The sequence below is a fragment of the Bacillus sp. V2I10 genome, assembly GCF_030817055.1.
GTDB lineage: Bacteria > Bacillota > Bacilli > Bacillales > Bacillaceae > Bacillus_P.
In genome coordinates, this window is sequence record NZ_JAUSYV010000001.1 from 923,970 (window position 1) to 944,312 (window position 20,343).

Sequence of the window (20,343 nt, forward strand, 5' to 3'; positions counted from 1 at the left end):
TATTATTGATAATAGAGGGTCTTCAAAAGAAAAAACCCCTGATTATAATCAGGGGTTTTTAGATCAGCCATTCGCTTTCAACAGCGGTTCACTGCTTTCATTCTTGTTTTTCAGACTTATTTTTTTACCATGCAGAGCATAATAAACAGCAAGGCCTCCCAAGATGAAAAATGAACTGAAGAAATACAGGGAACTAAATTCAATTTTTGTCGTGATGACACCTACAAGGAAGGAGCCAATGCCGATTCCGATATCAAAAATGGATAAGAAGGTAGCAGTGGCAAGCCCTCTTCTTTTAGGTTCCGCAGATTGAATGGCAATCGTTTGAAAGCTTGGAAACAATGTTCCCCATCCTAAGCCAATAAGAGCTGCCGACAGTAAAAAGCTTAATGATGTATCTGCCATGCTTAGAAGCACCATGCCAGATGCAAAGCAAACAATCGCCGGATAAATGATGACATTTGCCCCGTATTGATCAAACCATCTTCCAGTGAAGGGCCGTGCAATTAGCATAACGATAGCATAAACTACAAAGAAGTAGCTTGCTGCTTCAATTAAGCCAATTTCTTTCGCATAAACCGAAACAAACGAAAGAATGGAAGCATAGACAAGGGCAAATAAACCTGCAACAATAGCAATCGAAATGGCTGTTGGTTCAAATAGTCCTTTCAAGCCTTTGTTATCGATTGAAGGCACCACTTTGCTGCTTGTTTTTACAGGCTTTGGCAGCTTGATGATAAGACCGGAGAACAGAGAGAAAAAGGCAGTGAAGATACAGATGCCGAACATCGCTGCTGTTCCCCATTGTTCCATTGCAGTAAGTCCGAGAAACGGACCGATGACCATTGCAAGGTTCATTGACATCGCATAATAGCCCATTCCTTCCCCGCGCCTGGATTCTGGAATAATATCTGCAACAATCGCCCCTGCTGCTGTTGTAGCCATTCCAAATCCAATCCCATGAAAAAAGCGGAGAAGATACAGCCCGTTCATAGTATTTGTAAAATAGTAGAGAAGAGATCCTAAAGCAAAGATAGAAAGAGAGGATATCAGCACAATCCTTTTTCCGTAGAGCTCAATCCACTTTCCTGCAAAAGGGCGGATGACAATCGCTGCCATAAGAAAAATTGTCACGATCAGTCCTGCTTGTGATGGCTTGCCGTTCAAATCATGAAGAGAATAGATTGGAAGTGTAACAAGCAAATAGTAAAACGTTAAAAACAGAAAAAAGCTGCTTAAAGATATAGAGAGAAAATCTTTTGTCCATAGTTTTTGTTCTTTCATACTTTCATCCCCGTTCTGAATTTCTTATGTGCTGAAGCCACTGCTGGATGTATGTCCGGAGAGGATCTTGCATGTCATCAGGAATTGCTTTAAGTAAGTCATTCTCCATTTCTAATACGGATTTTTCCCATAGTGCATAATCATTTATTGCTTTATCTGTAAGCTTTATATGCTTTGTCCGTTTATCAGAACCTGGGATTTGAAGAACATACCCTTGCTTCACAAGTCTCTGAATCGTCCGGGTCATTGGCGGAGCTTCAATTGAGAGGTAGTCACAGAGCTCTGTCTGTGTAAGTGTTCCATATTTTTTTAAGGTGAATAAAACGGTCCATTGTGCACTGAACAGGCCATGGGGCTGTAAAACCTCGTTCAGCCGTTTTGTAAGCTGCCTTGAAAGCTGCTGAATGGAGTGGAAAATATTCTGATCAATTTCTGACATATTATTTCTCCTCGGAAATTAGTTACCTAGGTAATTATAACATAAAATTCTAGAAAAGTTACCTGGGTAACTATTGGGAAAACTTCTTTATAGAATTCATCAATTGTGAGAAAATGTAGAGGAGTTTAAAGGAGCGTGATTAGGCGTGATTGTTATGCTCGTTGTTGTTTCTTTTATTTATGCCATGCTAGCTGTCATCTATACGGTTTTTTTTATTGAGGCAATTACTGAGCGAAAGCGATACAAGCTTCAGCATCTCCTGCATATTATCTTATGGTTCACAGGAGCGTTTGTGCTTAGCATATATCATGCAGGCACGCATCTGTACTGGATGATTTATTTGCTTGTCTCCCTATCAATAGCAGCCGCCGGCTATTCAGTCAGTTATTTTCGCGGAAAACAGATCATTGATAAGACTGTGATTCAACTAATTAAAATCAGACCATAAAAAAATCCTCAAGCAATCGCTTGAGGATTTTTCTTCTTATACAAACATACTTAGCAATAAGATAAACACAAGTGCCGCAACTGAAATGATAGTCTCAAGCACTGTCCACGTTTGAAGCGTTTCTTTAACAGTCATCCCAAAATACTCTTTAATCATCCAGAAACCTGAATCATTAACGTGAGAAAGAATGAGTGAGCCAGCGCCTGTTGCTAATACAAGAAGCTCAAGGTTTACACCCGGAACTACTGCTGCAATTGGAGCAACGATACCTGCTGCTGTCATCATGGAAACAGTGGCAGAACCAGTTGCAACGCGAATCATCGCAGCAATTCCCCAAGCAAGGAGAATCGGAGAAACATTCGATTCCTGCGCAAGCTGTGCAATGTAATCACCAATGCCTGAATCGAGAAGAACTTTATTAAACGCACCGCCTGCACCGATAACTAATAGAATCGTAGCAGTAGGAGCCAAGCAATCGTTTGTCAGTTTCAAGATTTTATCACGGTTCATGCCGCGGAAGAAGCCAAGACTGAAGAATGAGTAAACGGTTGCAATTAATAGAGCAACTACAGGATCTCCAAGGAATCGGAAAACTTCAAATGCTGTGCTTTCTTTTGATAAAAACAGCTCTGCAATCGAAGCAGAAAGCATTAAGAAAACAGGGATTAAAACCGTGATAACAGTATTTAAAAAGCCAGGAAGCTCGTTTTCATCTTTTTGTTCTGTCAGCTGATCACCAATTTCCTTTGGAACCGTTTTGTGGATGCGTTTACCAATCCATTTACCGTAAACAGGACCTGCTAAAATCGCAGTCGGAAGACCAACAATAATCGAGTAAAGAATCGTGATGCCTACGTCAGCTTTGAATATTCCAACAGCTGCCATTGCGGCTGGATGCGGAGGCACTAAGCCGTGCACAACAGATAAACCAGCTACAAGCGGAACCCCAAGGCTGACTAAAGAAACTCCAGTACGGCGTGCAATTGTGAAAACAAGCGGGATTAAGAGAACGAACCCAACCTGGAAGAAAACGGGTATCCCAACGATGAAAGCAACAAACATCATCGCCCAGTGAACATTTTTTTCTCCGAATTTTGCAATCAGAGTATTGGCAATGCGCTCGGCACCGCCTGATTCTGCCATCATTTTGCCAAGCATTGTACCTAGTGCAAGAACGATTGCAAGAAATCCTAACGTATTTCCCATGCCGGCTTTGATCGAATCAATGATGCCAGGCACCTCGGGATTAGTAGATATAAGCGGCATTCCAGTCGCAAGACCAACACCGATAGCGGTTACAATTAATGCGACAAAAGGATTCAGCTTTGCCACAGTTATGAGCAGTAGAAGGGCAACGATTGCTGCGAAGACGATGAGTAATAGCATTTATAAAATCCTTTCTTGTTCAAAAATTTGAAAGCACTTTCAACTAGTGATTCCGATTATATGAAAAATATTTTTTAAAATCAATACATTTATGAAAAAATATTTTATTTTCCAAAGCCGGAAAAAAAAGAGAACCGAGGCTCTCTTGTTAAATTATAGGAGTTAATATATATTAGCACATTGATGTCTAGCTCCAGTGCCTAACTCCTCGGTCAAACGGCTCCGCCAAAAAAGTCAAACCCGGACTTTTCCGTCGGATCCTTATCTGCCTTTCGGAGCTGATCAAGGCGCTTCCGCTTTTCTTATACGCGTGTTTCCGAAATGGCGTCACGAACTTTTTCCAATGATTTTTTGGCGTCATCTTTGTTTGAAATCATCATGTTTACATAAAGAGCATCAATCAGACTGAGCTGGCCAATTCTTGAAGCGAGCGCTTCTGACCGGTATTCCGTTTCCTCAGAGCTTGTAAAGAGAGTGACATCTGCATTTTGACCGATCGGTGATTTTGGAAAACCAGTAATGCCAATGGTTTTTGCCCCATTTTTTTTAGCCGTATTCATCACCTTAATAGTGTCCTTGTTCGTTCCTGAGTGAGAAATTACGACAGCAACATCACGGTCTGTCAGCTGGGAAGCCGACATCAGCTGAAAGTGCGAATCGATGAACGCATAGGCCGAAATGCCAGTACGTATAAACTTATGATAGGCATCCATAGCTATGATGGCCGATCCTCCCGTTCCATAAAAATTAACGTGATTCGCGTTTGTGAGAATGCCGGAAGCTTTTTTTATGGAGGAAAAATCCAATATCTGAAGTGTGTTTTCGAGTGTTCTGATATTTGAATGAAAAACTTTTTCAGCGACAGCCTTTTCATTGTCATTTTCATTAATTTCCTCGAGGATTTGCTGAATCGGACTCATGATTTCAGAGGCAAGCGCAATTTTCATGGCCTGGTACCCTTTAAAATCTATGCGCTTACAAAACCGGAAAACAGTCGCTTCTGCAACGCCGAGATTATCGGCCACTTCGTTAATCGTACTATGAATAATTTCTTTCGGGTTCTCCAAAATATAATTAGCAATCTTTTTTTCTTTTTGACTTAACCTTGCATAATGAGAACGAATACTTCCTAAACAGTTTTGCCCCATAGAATATGACCTCGCTTACATTTACTAAGAAAAGCGGAAGCGCCTTGGTCAGCTCCTGCAGGCAGATAAGGATCAGCCAGAAAAGTCCGGGTTTGACTTTTTTGGCTGACGTTCTGGCCGGGGAGTCAGGCGCTTCAGCTAGACATGAATACGGAATCTTAAATACTTTTTATCCTTCGAAAAAAAGTATAGCATAAAAAGAATATGAAAAAAAATTTCTTGAAAACGATTGCAGAAGAAAAAAATTTTCGTATAATAGGAATAGGACAAAAACAAGATATAAAGGAGTTTTAAAACATGCAAGTAGGTTTAATTGGTTTAGGGAAAATGGGATATAATCTTTCACTTAATTTAATAGATCATAAACATGAGGTTGTTGCATTTGATATTGATTCAGATGCTGTAAATAAAATTGCTAATAGGGGTGCGGCAGGCTCACCTTCAATTGAAGATCTAGTTTCTAAGCTTCCATCTCCAAGAACGGTTTGGATGATGGTGCCTGCAGGCGTTATTACAGAAAATGTACTATCTGAATTAAAGGATCTTCTTGCACCTGGAGATATCGTGATCGACGGCGGAAACTCAAATTACAAAGAATCCATTCGCCGCGGAAACGAATTAAAGGAACTTGGCATTCATTTCTTTGATGTAGGAACAAGTGGAGGAATGGAAGGCGCAAGAAATGGAGCCTGCACAATGATCGGCGGAGAAAAAGAAGTGTTTGCTTCAATCGAACCTCTGTTTAAAGATATCTGTGTTGAAAATGGCTATTTATATGCCGGCGCTATGGGAAGCGGCCACTATTTGAAAATGGTTCATAACGGCATTGAATACGGAATGATGCAATCTATTGCAGAAGGCTTTGAAGTGCTCGAGAAGAGTCAATTTGACTTTGACTATGAGCAGGTAGCACGAGTGTGGAACAACGGTTCTGTTATTCGATCATGGTTAATGGAGCTGTCTCAAAATGCATTTTCAAAAGACTCAAGACTAGATGGTATCAAGGGAGTTATGCATTCATCCGGCGAAGGAAAATGGACAGTTGAGGAAGCATTAGACCTTCAGACTGCTACGCCAATTATCGCTTTATCCTTAATGATGAGATACCGCTCGCTTGATGAAGATACTTTCTCCGGAAAAGTAGTGGCTGCGCTGCGCAATGAGTTTGGCGGACATGCTGTTATAAATAAAGACTAACACGTTTAGGCATTAAAATGAGAAGGGAAGAGGCTTAACAACAAGCATCTTCTTTTTCGTTGTTTAGAAAATTTAAATCATGAATAGGTCCAGCTTATTAAATTAATTTAATTTGCGCCCTAGCTCCGGCGCCTCACTCCTCGGTCTGAATGGATCGCCAAAAAGTCAAAACCTGACTTTTCTGGCAGAGCCTTATCTGACTGTCGGAGCTGACCAAGGCGCCTGCGCTTTTGTATTTTCTAGATTTTGGCGCAATGTAAGGAGGAGTCACCTTGAATCAGAAATTTGTTATCGGAGTCGATATTGGCACAACAAGCACAAAATCCGTTTTATTTAAAACAGACGGAACAATCGTTTCAACATTTGGAGTGGAGTATCCGCTATATTCTCCAAACCCTGAAACAGCAGAACAAAATCCGCACGAGATCTTTCAAGCTGTGATCAAAACAATTAAGGAAGTAATCAGCAAAGTGGACCCGGCTGATCTGCTGTGCGTGTCTTTCAGTTCTGCGATGCACAGTGTCATCGCTGTTGACCGGGACGGGGTACCTCTTTCAAATTGCATGACTTGGGCAGATAACCGCAGTGCCAAGTGGGCAGAAAAAATAGCAAAAGAAATGAATGGCCATGAGATTTATTTACGCACAGGGACACCTATTCACCCGATGTCCCCGCTGTCTAAGATAACGTGGATCCGAAATGAACAAACAGACTTATTTTTGAAAACGTTTAAATTTATTTCCATTAAAGAGTACGTTTTCCACAAGCTGTTTAAGCGCTTTGTTATCGACTATTCAATTGCTTCAGCAACAGGATTGTTTAACCTGGAGTCATTAGATTGGGATAAAGAAGCGCTTGAAGTTGCAGGAATTACGGCAGAACATCTTTCAGAACCTGTGAATACAACATTTTCTTTAACGGGACTAGATGCTGTTTATGCAGCAGAGATGGGAATTCCTGCAGAGGTTCCGTTTGTAGTTGGCGCAAGTGATGGAGTTTTGTCAAATCTTGGAGTGAATGCAATACAGCCTGGCGTTGTTGCTGTTACAATCGGTACGAGCGGCGCGATTCGGACAGTTACCGACAAGCCGGTGACAGATCCAAAAGGACGTATCTTTTGCTATGCCCTGACTGATGATAAATGGGTAATCGGCGGTCCTGTTAATAATGGCGGAATGATCTTCAGATGGGTGCGCGATCAATTAGGCTCTTCTGAAATGGAAACAGCCAAGCGTTTAGGCAAAGATCCATACGAAGTGCTGACTGAGATTGCATCACTTGTAAAGCCAGGCTCTGACGGTTTGCTCTTTCATCCGTATCTGGCCGGCGAACGTGCTCCTTTATGGGATGCAAACGCGAGAGGTTCCTTCTTCGGGCTTTCACTTCACCATAAAAAAGAACATATGATACGCTCTGTATTAGAAGGCGTTATTTTTAACTTATATACTGTGCTGCTTGCACTTGAAGAGCTGATCGGCGAGCCGAAAAGTATTCAGGCTACAGGCGGATTCGCTCGTTCAGAATTATGGCGCCAAATGATGGCGGATATTTTTGATCAGGAGGTTTCAGTTCCAGAAAGCTTTGAGAGCTCTTGCTTAGGTGCGGCGCTTCTTGGTTTATATGGACTTGGACATGTTGATTCTCTTGATGTAGTATCAGATATGGTCGGCGGTACCCACCACCACAAGCCGAACCCAGAACATGTTGAGGTTTATAAAGAATTAACACCAATCTATATTCGCCTTTCACGACTTCTGAAAGAGGAGTACGCAAGCATAGCGGCTTTTCAGCAAAAGCATATATAGAAAAGAAAGAGGGATAGCATGCGCATCGGAGTTCTCGGCATCGATACAATAAATGAAACGAAGTCTATCACCCAGGACATAACAAAGTTCGCCTCTGAAACAAACAGCGTAATAGAAGGACTTGAATGGCTGACGGCTTCATCAGAACTGAAGGCAGAAGCTTTGGAAAACTGGATTCGCTCTGTATCAGAGAAAACGCTTATTGAGAATAAGGAAAGTTTTATTAAAGCCATCGAAGCATATGACGCAGTGATTGTATTTGGCGGAAGCAAGAAGGCTGTTGACGTGCTGTCTTTTGCACAAGTGAAATTGCTCTTTCTTCCAATTTCCATTTTATCTGACCGCTCTTTAGGATACGATACAGCTTTGAATGAAGTTGTAACAAATGTGCTGAAAGTAAAAGACACGATCAGTTCTCTTTTATATATGAAGCAGAGAGTGTGCTGTGTTCAGCTCCCTGGAGAAGAACTTTCTGATTTAATGCGCGATTCGGCGGCCGCTGTGGATGGGCTGGTTGTTACCGGAGGAGAATCTGTGTGGATGCACGCTGCAGATTATTTAAGAGAGAAAGATCAAAAAGGAGTGACCTACTCTTTCTTGATTATTAATGAATCCATTCAGCCAGAACAGCTGGGAGCATTCCTGCTGCAGCAGATGGACCTTGATTTTAAAGAGCTGTTATTTGATGAATCTCAATGCATGAGCTCACGTCCGACTGCCGCTGACCGGATTATTGAGAAAAATCTTTCTCAGGCAGTATATGAGTGGCTGAAAAACGCGGATTATACAAAACAGCTGACAATCGAAAACAAAGAAGTAAAATGAAGTGAAGCCTGCAGCGGTAGAATGCTGCGGGCTTTTTTCTTAGATGAAATGGCTAAAAGAGCTGTATTTGGCTAGTTAAAGAGAACTTCAGCTAATGAAAAATAGCCGAAATCTAAATGGACTTCAGATTCGGCTAAATAATCGTTAAAAACCGCTAATAATACTGGAAAAATCGCTAATAAAATTCTCCGAATCAGGTTAACTTTGATGAAAATTGAGCTGCCGAGCATGCAACAAAAAAAACCGCCAGAGGCGGTTCTACAATGGTTTAACCATCAAAACATTAAGCCCTTTAGAAGGCAAGTGAAAACGGTGTTCCGTTTCTTTGAACCCCAAGTGCTGATAGTACTCAACATTATTCACGCTTGTTGTGCACCAAAGCATGGATGCATCCAGCTGGGTCAGTTTATTTTCAGCGAATAATAACAAAGTCTGCCCGCGGAGCTGATTGCGGTGATCAGGGTCAATTGCAAGTCCACGCATACGGTAGCCATTTTTCTGCTTAAGTTTTTCATGTGTTTCCTTGAAAAAAGATGCCGTTCCAATTAGCTTTTCTTCCTTAAAAGCGCCAATATGGAGTGTTTCTTTCTTTTTATCACGGGTATATCCGCATTCCTGGGCAGCGTGATCAGGCATAAGTACTTTTTGTCTTAAGGTGTATGTATGTTCTGCTTCAATTTGTTTTATTTCAAACATGTTTAATCCCTCACTTTAATGGTCAAGAAGTTTCATAGAGTTAAGACGAAGGTAAGTTCAAAAAAGTTTCAACTAAGTCTCTGGCCTTATGGATAGAAAGACTGCAGACCGTATCTTTCCCTCCCATTCTACCTTATTCTTAGGATGATTAGAAGATGGAAGCATGCTCTCTGTTGATGAGATTGCTAGAATCATTATAATGATAGATACAAGGGAAAAGGGAAACGGAGAATAAAACATGATAAAATTCCTTAAAAATAGTATTGGTTTTCTTTTAGTTGTGTTTTTTGGTTTTTTTATTCTGACCATCTTTTATTCAGAAGAAACGATACAGCCGGTTATCTATCCAAGTGACGCATTTGAAAATGTGAAGAAGTATGAGCCGCTGATTTCAAAGGAACTTGCGGAGTACCAGCTTGAAGAATATACACCGCTTGTTCTTGCTTTAATGCAGCAAGAGAGTAAAGGAGTTGGCGGTGACCCAATGCAGGCCTCTGAATCTGCCGGGCTTCCGAGGAATACCATTGAAGACCCGGCTAAAAGCATTGAGCACGGCGTCAAATATTTTCAAAAAAGCTTACAGTACGGAAAAGAACGAAATGTGGACGAGCTGACAGTCATTCAGGCTTATAATATGGGAACTGGCTACATTGACTTTATTGTAAAAAATGGCGGAAAGCACAGCGAGGACCTTGCAAAAGAATTTTCGATGATACAGGTAAAAAAACAGCCGGATATCTACAACTGCGGAGGAGATAAAGGGAACTTCCGCTATCCTTACTGCTATGGCGATTTCACTTACAGCACGAAGGTGCAGGAAAACGTGAATTCTCTGAGGAAAACAGCATCTGCAAAAAAGAATGATCAAATGTAATCTTAAAGAGACTCAAAGCTTGCGCGAGTCTCTTTTCAGTAGATATTTATATTAAAAGACCTTGACGCTATTTAAAAAGAGAGATATTATTAAGATAGTTACTTTATCACTTAAAAGCATAAACGCTTAAAAGTGAAACAGAGAAGAGCTTAGTTGAGATAAAGTTTAGAACAGGGAGCGTGCTTTTGTCATTTCGATGACCAAGCGTGCTCCCTTTTTAGTTTTTAATATTCATCAGCAAATACTATTTTGATTAAATGGGTAATAATTTTGTGAATGGATGTCCTGCCCTATTACCCAACTTCTTGGCCAGAACAAATCAGTCAAAAAAGTCAAACCCGGACTTATCTGCCGGATTATTATCTGTCGGAAACGGTCGCATGCGCTTTTCTTATTTGCCGTTCCCTGCCATCCTTCTTTCCGAATCTTCATAGTACGGTATATACTGTTGATATGAGGAGGAATGCTTCATGGAGAAGGTCATTCTTAGCGTAAAAAATCTGGACAAGTCGATTGGGCAAAAGCAGCTGCTTCATCAAATTTCCTTAGATGTATATGAAGGAGAAATATTCGGACTGCTTGGTCCCAATGGTTCTGGAAAAACGACATTAATCAGGGCGATCCTTGGACTTATTAAGATTGATTCCGGAGAAATCAGAATCAATCGGCACTCTGTGCACAGCGAGTTTGAAAAAGCAATTTCACATGCGGGAGCCATTGTAGAAAACCCGGAATTTTATCCATTTATGACTGGTTATCAGAACCTTTCGCACTTTGCTGATATGCATGGAGATATCAGTAAAAAGAGGATTGAAAATGTTGTCGGTCTTGTTCATTTGAAGGATGCGATTCACGCCAAAGTGGAAACGTACTCGCTTGGGATGAGACAGCGCCTTGGAATTGCACAGGCCATTTTACATAAACCTAAGCTGCTTATCCTGGATGAACCCACAAACGGACTAGATCCATCAGGCATCAGGGAGCTTAGAACCTATTTAAGAGATCTTTGCGAAAAAGAGAATGTCTCCGTTATCATTGCATCTCATCTTCTCAAAGAAGTAGAGGAGCTGTGTACAAGAGCCGCCATTATTAGAAGGGGGCAAATCGCTGCAGTAAATGAGATTGGAAGTCAGAAGGATGAACTCCTTAAGGTGCAGTTTGAATTATCTGAGGGAGAACGCGCTTTGCAAATTTTAAAGCCTGAATACTCCGCATCCATATACAATAACGGCATCTCTCTATTCATTAAGAAAGAAGATATCCCAAAGATTAATCAAATTCTCGTGCAAGGAAAGATAGATGTCTATTCCATACAGCCTGTTTATAAGTCATTGGAAGACTCCTTTATCGAGCTTACGGAGGAAATGCTTCATGATGAAGTTAATTAAAATCGAGCATATGAAATTGCTTTTTCAGAAAAGCACCAATGTCCTTTTTATTACACTTGCTGTAATCAGTATTTTAATGGCAGTCATATCAAAACGAATGTTTTCCGGCGCAGGAACAGATGAAAATGTACTGGGGTATGTATCGCTGACTACAGGCTTCTTATTTGTTATGCCCTTTTTTTCACTTGTAATCGCTGGAGCTATTGTGGCAAATGAATTTACGTGGGGAACCATTAAGTTCCTGCTCATCCGCCCTGTAGTCCGCACGAAAATTCTCCTGTCGAAATACATCACTTCTGTATTGTTCGGATTGTACTTTTTACTCTTCTATTTTACCCTGTCTGTTTTACTCGGACTGCTTTTCTTTGGGACAGCCGGCGGAACGGGCGATACAGAGTTAATGAAAGGCATCAGCCTGAACTATCTTACCGTTTTGATTGAGATGATCATGATATCAACGTTCGCTTTTATGATTTCTGCGGTATTCAGAAACAGCTCTCTTGCTATAGGACTATCGATGTTCATCACGTTTTCAGGTAAAACCTTCGTCCAGCTGCTTGCTCATTATAACCTTGAGTGGGGAAAATACATCTTGTTTGCCAACACCAGCCTCAAGCAGCATCTTGAAGGGAACAGGCCGTTATTCGAGGGAACAACAATGGGCTTTTCAATTGCTGTTTTATGTATTTATTTGTGCATCTTTTTTGCAGCAGCCTGGGCTGCTTTTACGAAGCGGGATGTGTCAATTTAAAGGAGATGGAACATTTTGATTAAGACGATGGCAGTCGATCATAGCGGCAGTCTCATTCATTCAGTCGATTTAAAGAATTTTTCAATCGATTCATATAAAATGGTCTGGCTTGATATTTACCCTGAAAAAGATTGGGAAGGGAAATTGTTAAAGGATCTTTTTAATTTTCATCCTCTTGCAATTGAGGACTGTTTTCATTTTTTGCAGCGGCCAAAGCTTGACTATTATGACGGGTATCATTTCTTCGTTCTCCATTCTATCAATAAAGAAACAATGGAGGCCGAGGAACTGGATGTTTTCTTGTCTGATAAGTACATTGTGACCTTTCATTTACATCAGTCAGAAGAAACAGAGCTTCTTTATGAAAAAATAAAGCAAGTAAATCATGTGAAATCTCTTACACCCAATTATGTCTTTTATGAATTGTTAGATAAACTGGTTGATTTCTATTTTCCGCGGATAACAGAAATGGAAGAGACACTGAATGCGCTTGAGAGCGGGGAATACAGAATAAAGCAGATAATGAAGCAGGTTTTTGAAACGCGTTCAGGGTTGCTTAAGCTAAAGCGGACCATTTTTCCAATGAGAGATTTGCTTTACCGGCTATTAAATTCAGAAAGACTGTGTATCCCAAAGAGTGAAAGAACGTATTTCATGAATGTATATGACCATCTAATAAAGCTGTCCGAGCTGATTTCCGCCAATATGGATTTCACGGCTGAAATAAGAGAAAATTATATCTCAGTCAACTCTTATCGTGCAAATACTGTGATGATGACGCTGACTGTGATTACAACAATCTTTATGCCGCTGACATTTATAGCAGGGGTATATGGAATGAATTTTGAGAACATGCCTGAACTCAGGTGGGAGTACGGTTATTTTTATGTGCTTGGCGGAATGGGCTTTCTAAGTTTCATGATGTTTATTTGGTTTAAACGGAAGGGATGGTTTGATAAAGACCAAATATAAAAAGATGCCTGACTGTCCCTGCAGTCAGGCATCTGCTATTATTATATCGTTTAAGCACGGCTGAAATGCTGTCTGAGACCTTCACTGATAATGTTAAAGGAGAAATCAGAAATGTCAGGGAGAGTGCAGGGAAAAATGGAATCCAGAAGCCTCTTAATATATCTGATCTCGCCATGCCGAGAAGTGTAGACCAATTCAGGCTTGTATTTTGCAGTTCGCCATATCCATAGGTAGTCTGAACAAAAACCTGTGTGACAAAAATAGATAGAATCCCGAGCGGATTTGGGTGCGTGGCATCATAAACTCCTTTCAAAATTCCGAAAAACAAGCTCAGGATGAGAGCTGTAACAATGATTTTTAAGCTTCTTGAAAAATACAGTTTCAATTCTTCTTCCACATTCCGTTCATATTTGGTCAGTCCAAAGCTTTTTTCCTCATAAAGACCGCTGAAAAAGGATGTTATGTTTTCTTGATAGTCAGACCATGAAAATTGATAGTCGAATATGACAGTCTGTGCTCTGCCTTCAGCTCTTATTTCAACATCTCTTGGAAATAGAACGACTAGAATGAGAGATAGAACAATTAAGAGAAAAAAAGGATATGCCTGCAGATTTCTATTGTTGATTTCATTTAAAAAACCCCGCGTTCGATTTTTCAGAGTATTGTAAAAATTTTACCATGACTATTGGACTGAATAGGTATAAATAGGGAAAAACCTTTATGTGAAAAACTTCACAATATTTCTTGCGTTTTTAAAAATAAGGGAATATAATATGAATTAAGCAATGTATGTGAATTACTTCACAATATAATGTGAAATTGTTCACAAACAATTCTAAAGGGAGGAACTAACACTTATGAAAATTGCAGTGATTGGATGTACACATGCTGGAACAGCAGCAGTTTCAAATATGACGAAGCTTTATCCGGAAGCAAAAATTACCGTTTATGAAAAAAATGATAATGTTTCATTCTTATCTTGCGGCATCGCATTATATGTAGGAGGAGTTGTTCAGGACGCACAGGGCTTATTTTACTCTTCACCTCAAGAACTTGAGAACATGGGAGTTACGATGAAAATGAAGCATGCTGTAACTTCTATTGATTCAGAAGCGAAAACACTGACAGCTGAAAACCTCGAAACAGGGGAAACGTTCGAAGATACGTATGATAAATTAGTGATGACAACAGGTTCATGGCCGATCGTGCCTCCGCTTGCGGGAATTCAGTTAAATAATATCGTGCTTTCAAAAAACTTTAACCACGCAAATAATATAATCGAAAAAGCGAAGGATGCCCAGAAAATCACAGTAGTTGGGGCAGGCTATATTGGGATTGAGCTTGTAGAAGCGTTTGAATCATACGGAAAAGAAGTTACTTTAATAGACAGTTCAGACCGTATTTTAAGTAAATATCTAGATCCGGAATATACAGAAGTCATTGAAGATGAATTTGAAAATCGCGGCATTACTCTTGCTCTGGGTGAAACAGTCAGCAAATTCGAAGGCGAAAAAGGCAATGTTTCAAAAGTAGTAACAACCAAAGGCGAGTACGAGACAGATCTAGTTGTTCTTTGCATAGGATTTAAGCCGAATACAGATTTGCTTCAAGGGCAAGTTGATATGCTGGATAATGGCGCTTTAATCGTAAATGAGTATATGCAAACTAGCAATGAAGATATTTTTGCAGCAGGCGACAGCTGTGCGATTCTCTATAATCCAACCGGGAAGCATGCTTATATTCCATTAGCTACAAATGCCGTCCGGATGGGAACATTAGTTGCTAAAAACTTAGTGAAGAAAACGATTAAATATATGGGGACTCAAGGTACATCAGGCATTAAAATTTATGAAAATAATATCGCTTCAACAGGCATGACAGAAACAGCTGCTTCTCTTATGGATATGAATGTGAAAAGTATCACAATCTTAGAAAACGATCGCCCTGAGTTTATGCCATCCTATGAACCTGTCATTTTAAAAGTTGTTTATGAAGAAGAGACAAGAAGAATTGTCGGTGCACAAGTGATGTCAAAAGCGGATCTGACTCAATCAATCAACACTTTATCTGTCTGCATCCAAAATCGTATGACGATTGATGAGCTTGGCTTTGTCGACTTCTTCTTCCAGCCTCATTACAACAAGCCATGGAACTTCTTGAACCAGGCTGGTTTGCAGGCGATGCAGTAATAGATGAAAACAGCGGAATGCATGCATTCCGCTGTTTTTTTATGGATTAGGAGATTTGTGTAAAAAAGAAAGTATTTAATTCAAATTAGAAAGTATTTTCCTGTTTTTCGCCAGTATTACGGACATTCTGGACAGTAAATGGACCGGTTTGGAAAGTAATACAAGGTTCGGTCCTAAAATGATTCAATGAATCGGCAGAACGTTCACAGCCTATATCGTCCTACTGATAAATAGCTGAACCGTTTTCAACAAATTCTTTTGACTTTTGCTTCAGTCCTTCTTCAATTTCCTGTTCTTTCACAGTATTTCTTAAATCGTGGGAAATTCTCATCGAGCAGAACTTTGGTCCGCACATCGAGCAGAAATGAGCGGTTTTAGCTCCTTCGGCAGGTAACGTTTCATCATGATATTCCTTTGCCCGATCAGGATCAAGGGATAGATTAAATTGATCTTCCCAGCGGAATTCAAATCTCGCCTTAGACAGGGCATCGTCTCTATACTGTGCATTTGGATGTCCTTTGGCGAGATCAGCGGCGTGCGCAGCAATCTTATAGGCTATGACTCCATCGCGAACATCATCTTTATTAGGCAATCCTAAATGCTCTTTCGGCGTCACATAGCAAAGCATCGCGGTACCGAACCAGCCGATCATCGCTGCACCAATAGCTGAAGTGATATGATCATAACCAGGTGCGATATCTGTCGTTAATGGTCCAAGGGTGTAAAATGGTGCCTCATGGCAAATTTCCTGCTGCTTTTCTACATTTTCCCGTATCATGTGCATCGGCACATGGCCTGGACCTTCGATCATCACCTGAACATCATGCTTCCATGCGATTTTTGTAAGTTCTCCAAGGGTCTCTAGTTCTGCAAATTGGGCTTCATCATTTGCATCTGCAATCGATCCAGGACGCAGGCCATCGCCTAATGAAATGGAAATATCATATTGTTTTGAAATCTCGCAAATCTCCTCAAAATGAGTATAGAGAAAGTTTTCTTCGTGGTGAGCTAAGCACCATCCTGCAAGAATGGATCCTCCTCTTGATACAATCCCGGTTGTTCTTTTAATTGTAAGAGGGATGTACCTCAGCAAAACACCTGCATGGATTGTAAAGTAATCGACCCCTTGTTCCGCCTGTTCTATTAAGGTATCTCTGTACACTTCCCAGGTTAAATCCTCAGCAATGCCTTTTACTTTTTCAAGCGCCTGGTAGATGGGCACCGTTCCAACTGGTACTGGAGAATTTCTGATAATCCATTCCCGGGTGGTGTGAATATCCTTGCCTGTCGATAAATCCATGATGTTGTCAGCACCCCATTTGATTGCCCATGTCATTTTTTCAACTTCTTCTTCAATAGATGAGGTTACTGCTGAGTTGCCTATATTTGCATTAATTTTGACATGAAAATGTTTGCCTATGATCATAGGTTCACTTTCTCTATGATTGATGTTTGCAGGTATAATAGCTCTGCCGGCCGCAACTTCACTTCTAATGAATTCAGGGTCCATGTTTTCACGAATGGCTATAAACTCCATCTCAGGTGTAATAATTCCTTTTCTGGCGTAATGAAGCTGAGTGACATTGGCATTCTTTTTTGCCCGCAGTACATTTCTATCGCCAGTAAAGACGTTTTCATTTGAAGTGATATCCCCTTGGCGGCCGTTATCCTCAGGCTTAACTTTGCGCCCTGAATATTCTTCCACATCATTCCGTTCAAAAATCCAGTTTCTTCTGACTTCAGGTAAACCTTTTTTAATATCAATGGCAGCTGATTGATCCGTATAAGGACCACTCGTATCATAAACAAGCACAGGTTCATTATCCTGTGACAATTCAATTTTCCGAAATGGAACACGAATATCCTCTCTTGATCCTGTTTTGTACATCTTTTTGCTGCCATCAAACTGTTTAGTGAATGCGAAATCCAATCTTAACTCCTCCTCGTATCGTTTAGTAGAGATTTGATCTGCACCCGCGAAAGAAATAGAAAAAGGGTTCTGTTAATGAACAGAACCCTTGGAACAGTATGTGTAAAAAGCCAAAAAAACGGCCTACGCCACACCGCTTCCCTACGCTGGTATCATCCAGATCAGGTTCAAAGGGTCAAAGAATTGCTTTCTTCTCTCAGTCCAGCATCATGGACTCCCCCAGCAGAATAAAAAATATTCATTTGTTAGCAATATAGCAGGTAAATTGGCAAGCTTGCAAGTGATAATTTTCACATTTATACATTTTGAAGATGATCGAGAAACAATGATGTGGTTCATTGTACCTGATTTCAGTCCAATTTCTTTTTTCAAAAGTATTTCAGATACATACTTTTACCAATATACTAAGAAACTACTTAATACAGATTCTAACGGAGGGGTAAGTGTATGTTTTCTTTATTAAGAAAAAAAACAATCAAAGCAAACGGCACAGCAGCCAAAGAATACGGCACCTCCAAAAGATACTAATATACCTGTTTCTTCTCATTTTAATGTTAATATCGCAAAAATCCTGACTCATTTGGATCATACAGATGATTTAGGCCAAAGAAAGATTCTATTCAAAGGGAAGCAAGGGTTATTGCTGTATCTTGTACCGCTAATCAAGACTGAGAAAATCAATAAAGATATTATTGCGCCTCTGCAGCATGCACAGTCAGGTGAGGCAGAAGATGTTGTACAGGTTGCTTCCGTAGCTAAAACGAAAGATATCCATGAAGCTATTCATTTACTATCAAAGGGAGCATGTTTATTTTTAGTAGATGATTTAGATTATATCTATGCCATTGATGCAACGCAGCATGAGGGCAGGGCTGTTGAACAGCCCCATAACGAAAAGGTCGTTCACGGCTCTCATGAAAGTTTTGTAGAAAATCTCGATAAAAATCTCAATTTAATTAGACTAGGATACTAGATGGAAGTGTTGTCGTTAAATATGTGGAGATTGGAGAAATCTCAAGAAAAATAGGAACACATTCCGTATTGATCATAAGATACGGGCTTTTTATTTATTCGCCACAAGGATAGTACCTTATTAATTGAATTTTTGTTATATTAAGGATATGTATGTACTTGGAGGAGGGATGGACCGCGATGAAGAATCTGGAACAGGCTCATGAAGAGAAAGTCCTTTCTCAGGAAAAACTCGATGGCTTAATGGAAGTCTATCTTAATCAGCTTGAGAACTCTCCAACCGCATTTTTAATTCACGAAAACCGAAAGTGGACATATATTAATCCTTCTGCAATGAATCTGTTAGAGTTCACCTGCAAGGAGGAACTGATTGGAAAACCCATCTGGAATTCAATTGATCCTCAGCATAGAGAGATAATCGAGCAGCGGATTACCGATACAAAAAATGGCTACACACCGTGTTCAATGGAACAGAACTGGTATACCAGACGAGGATTGCCCATAACCGTAGAAGTGACAATGCTGCCAAACGTATGGGGGGACAGGCAATCCACCCAGTTGATTATAAGAGATGTCACAAATAAGAAAAAGCTTGAAAAAGAACACGAGGAAACGATAAAAAAGTTCCGTCTGATTACTGAAAACATACTTGATATCGTTGGGCTTCTGGATGAAAACGGACTTTTTACCTATGTATCTCCGTCTTACAAAGAAGTGCTTGGGTATGATATGTCAGAAGCAGTCGGAAACACTCCTTTTCAATTCGTGCATCCGGAGGACAGGGAGCGGATTGCCGGCCAATTTTATAAAATGCTCAAGGAAAATAGACATCTGACGGTTGAATATCGTTATTTATGCAAGGATCATACTTATATATGGCTTGAGTCGCATGGAATTCCTGTCACTGAAAATGAATCCTTAAAACATGCGATCGTTATTTCAAGAAACATTACACAGCGGAAGCAAACAGAAGAAAAACTGAGAAAAAGCGAAAGCAAGTACCGGATCATTTTAGAACACAGCAACGACTTAATATGTGTAGTCGATCTTAAAGGGAATTATAAATACGCATCGCCCTCTTATAAAAAAGTCCTGGGATATGAACCTGAGCGTATGATTGGGCAAAATGTCTTCAAATATATTCTTGTTGATGATCATGCTAAAGCAGAAGAGATTATACACACCCTTTTTACCACAAAAGGACCTGTCACAATCCCTTATCACAAGATCAGTCATACAGGACAGGCTGTTTTGTTTGAGGGAAAAGGAATGGCTGTCTTAAATCAGCATGGGGACCCAGAGAGCATTGTTTTTATATCAAGGGATATTACTGAAAAAAGAAAAGTGGAGGAATATATCCGCAACTATGAAAAGCTTACTGTATTAGGGGAGCTTGCAGCGGGTGTTGCCCATGAAATCAGAAATCCGCTTACATCCATCAAGGGATTCTTTAAGCTGCTGACTGAAAAAGACAGGGATGAGAAAGATATAAAATATCAGAATGTCATCATCGATGAATTAAGCAGAATTGAGCAGATCGTCAATGAATTTATGGCACTTGCAAGGCCTCAGGCTATTCATCTGAAAGAATGCACAAATATTGTCCAGCTTCTTAAAGACACGATGATTTTATTAAATCCAGAGGCTGCCCTCAGGAATGTGGCTATCGATCTTAAGTTTGAATCGGATGCCGCAAAAATAGAATGTGAAAAAAATCAAATGAAACAAGTTTTCATCAATGTTATGAAAAATGCCATAGAAGCTATGCCGGACGGCGGCAGCCTTAAAATAAGAGGAGAAAACAAGGATGATTTATTTTACCAGCTGACGTTTGAGGATAATGGGACAGGTATTGATGAAAAGCGGCTGGAAAAACTCGGAACGCCTTTCTTTACAACAAAAGAAAAAGGCATTGGACTTGGTCTTACGATCAGCAACAAAATCATTACCGAGCATAATGGAGAACTCAAAATGGAAAGCGAACTTGGCAAAGGCACAAAGGTGATCATTAGACTGAAAAAATAGCGGGGGCTTGAGGT

At 40.2% G+C, this 20,343-nt stretch carries 18 protein-coding genes and 1 riboswitch; of the genes, 11 read left to right on the forward strand and 7 right to left on the reverse strand.

Annotated features, from left to right (window positions below; all coding sequences use genetic code 11):
- Window positions 1–63: 63 nt before the first annotated feature.
- Both QFZ72_RS04720 and QFZ72_RS04725 read right to left on the reverse strand, forming a co-directional pair.
- A complete protein-coding gene (locus QFZ72_RS04720; RefSeq protein ID WP_307430074.1) occupies window positions 64–1,284 on the reverse strand; it encodes an MFS transporter in 1,221 nt (406 codons plus the stop codon).
- Window positions 1,285–1,288: 4 nt separating this feature from the next.
- Complete coding sequence (locus QFZ72_RS04725; RefSeq protein WP_307430076.1) at window positions 1,289–1,723, reverse strand: MarR family winged helix-turn-helix transcriptional regulator; 435 nt, start codon at window positions 1,721–1,723, stop codon at window positions 1,289–1,291.
- Between the two features lie 145 nt (window positions 1,724–1,868).
- On the opposite strand from QFZ72_RS04725, the gene QFZ72_RS04730 reads away from it, so the two are divergent.
- Window positions 1,869–2,171 (forward strand): hypothetical protein, encoded by a 303-nt coding sequence (locus tag QFZ72_RS04730; protein ID WP_307430080.1) that lies wholly within the window; start codon window positions 1,869–1,871, stop codon window positions 2,169–2,171.
- A gap of 36 nt (window positions 2,172–2,207) precedes the next feature.
- Here the strand turns inward: QFZ72_RS04730 and QFZ72_RS04735 are convergent, their stop codons facing one another.
- Together QFZ72_RS04735 and QFZ72_RS04740 are read right to left on the reverse strand one after the other, a co-directional pair.
- The gene (locus tag QFZ72_RS04735; RefSeq protein ID WP_307430083.1) at window positions 2,208–3,557 is read right to left on the reverse strand and encodes a GntP family permease; all 1,350 of its coding nucleotides are present in this window, start codon (window positions 3,555–3,557) and stop codon (window positions 2,208–2,210) included.
- A gap of 302 nt (window positions 3,558–3,859) precedes the next feature.
- On the reverse strand, window positions 3,860–4,705 hold the full coding sequence (locus tag QFZ72_RS04740; protein ID WP_307430087.1) for a MurR/RpiR family transcriptional regulator: 846 nt from the start codon (window positions 4,703–4,705) through the stop codon (window positions 3,860–3,862).
- A gap of 297 nt (window positions 4,706–5,002) precedes the next feature.
- On the opposite strand from QFZ72_RS04740, the gene gnd reads away from it, so the two are divergent.
- From gnd to QFZ72_RS04755, 3 genes are all read left to right on the forward strand, one after another.
- Window positions 5,003–5,902, forward strand: coding sequence for a phosphogluconate dehydrogenase (NAD(+)-dependent, decarboxylating) (gnd, locus tag QFZ72_RS04745; protein WP_307430090.1), 900 nt, complete (start codon window positions 5,003–5,005; stop codon window positions 5,900–5,902).
- Between the two features lie 272 nt (window positions 5,903–6,174).
- Complete coding sequence (gntK, locus tag QFZ72_RS04750; RefSeq protein ID WP_307430092.1) at window positions 6,175–7,707, forward strand: gluconokinase; 1,533 nt, start codon at window positions 6,175–6,177, stop codon at window positions 7,705–7,707.
- A gap of 18 nt (window positions 7,708–7,725) precedes the next feature.
- Complete coding sequence (locus tag QFZ72_RS04755; RefSeq protein ID WP_307430095.1) at window positions 7,726–8,532, forward strand: 6-phosphofructokinase; 807 nt, start codon at window positions 7,726–7,728, stop codon at window positions 8,530–8,532.
- A 258-nt stretch (window positions 8,533–8,790) separates the two neighbouring features.
- Here the strand turns inward: QFZ72_RS04755 and QFZ72_RS04760 are convergent, their stop codons facing one another.
- The gene (locus tag QFZ72_RS04760; protein ID WP_307430098.1) at window positions 8,791–9,228 is read right to left on the reverse strand and encodes a GNAT family N-acetyltransferase; all 438 of its coding nucleotides are present in this window, start codon (window positions 9,226–9,228) and stop codon (window positions 8,791–8,793) included.
- A gap of 238 nt (window positions 9,229–9,466) precedes the next feature.
- Between QFZ72_RS04760 and QFZ72_RS04765 the strand changes: the two genes are divergently transcribed.
- From QFZ72_RS04765 to corA, 4 genes are all read left to right on the forward strand, one after another.
- Entirely contained in the window at window positions 9,467–10,102 is a 636-nt protein-coding gene (locus QFZ72_RS04765; RefSeq protein ID WP_307430102.1) for a lysozyme family protein, read from the forward strand.
- A gap of 470 nt (window positions 10,103–10,572) precedes the next feature.
- Complete coding sequence (locus QFZ72_RS04770) at window positions 10,573–11,490, forward strand: ABC transporter ATP-binding protein (protein ID WP_307430105.1); 918 nt, start codon at window positions 10,573–10,575, stop codon at window positions 11,488–11,490.
- Window positions 11,474–12,241 carry an ABC transporter permease gene (locus QFZ72_RS04775; protein ID WP_307430108.1) on the forward strand — a complete coding sequence of 256 codons (768 nt, stop codon included), beginning with the start codon at window positions 11,474–11,476 and terminating at the stop codon, window positions 12,239–12,241. Before QFZ72_RS04770 ends, QFZ72_RS04775 begins: the two co-directional genes overlap by 17 nt.
- A 15-nt stretch (window positions 12,242–12,256) precedes the next feature.
- Window positions 12,257–13,213, forward strand: coding sequence for a magnesium/cobalt transporter CorA (corA, locus tag QFZ72_RS04780; protein WP_307430111.1), 957 nt, complete (start codon window positions 12,257–12,259; stop codon window positions 13,211–13,213).
- Here the strand turns inward: corA and QFZ72_RS04785 are convergent.
- Window positions 13,176–13,598 carry a hypothetical protein gene (locus QFZ72_RS04785; protein ID WP_307430113.1) on the reverse strand — a complete coding sequence of 141 codons (423 nt, stop codon included), beginning with the start codon at window positions 13,596–13,598 and terminating at the stop codon, window positions 13,176–13,178. The genes corA and QFZ72_RS04785 overlap by 38 nt on opposite strands.
- Window positions 13,599–14,070: 472 nt before the next feature.
- Here QFZ72_RS04785 and QFZ72_RS04790 point away from each other — a divergent pair, with 472 nt between their 5' ends.
- Complete coding sequence (locus QFZ72_RS04790) at window positions 14,071–15,402, forward strand: FAD-dependent oxidoreductase (protein WP_307430115.1); 1,332 nt, start codon at window positions 14,071–14,073, stop codon at window positions 15,400–15,402.
- A gap of 220 nt (window positions 15,403–15,622) precedes the next feature.
- Here the strand turns inward: QFZ72_RS04790 and thiC are convergent, their stop codons facing one another.
- Window positions 15,623–17,332, reverse strand: a complete 1,710-nt coding sequence (gene thiC / locus QFZ72_RS04795) for a phosphomethylpyrimidine synthase ThiC (RefSeq protein WP_307430119.1) — start codon at window positions 17,330–17,332, stop codon at window positions 15,623–15,625.
- Window positions 17,333–17,453: 121 nt separating this feature from the next.
- A riboswitch (TPP riboswitch) is annotated at window positions 17,454–17,563 on the reverse strand.
- 349 nt (window positions 17,564–17,912) lie between these two features.
- Here thiC and QFZ72_RS04800 point away from each other — a divergent pair.
- Window positions 17,913–18,305: a spore germination protein gene (locus QFZ72_RS04800; protein ID WP_307430122.1), complete on the forward strand. Its 393-nt coding sequence runs from the start codon at window positions 17,913–17,915 to the stop codon at window positions 18,303–18,305.
- A 179-nt stretch (window positions 18,306–18,484) separates the two neighbouring features.
- On the forward strand, window positions 18,485–20,329 hold the full coding sequence (locus QFZ72_RS04805) for a PAS domain S-box protein (RefSeq protein WP_307430125.1): 1,845 nt from the start codon (window positions 18,485–18,487) through the stop codon (window positions 20,327–20,329).
- The last annotated feature ends 14 nt before the right edge of the window (window positions 20,330–20,343 follow it).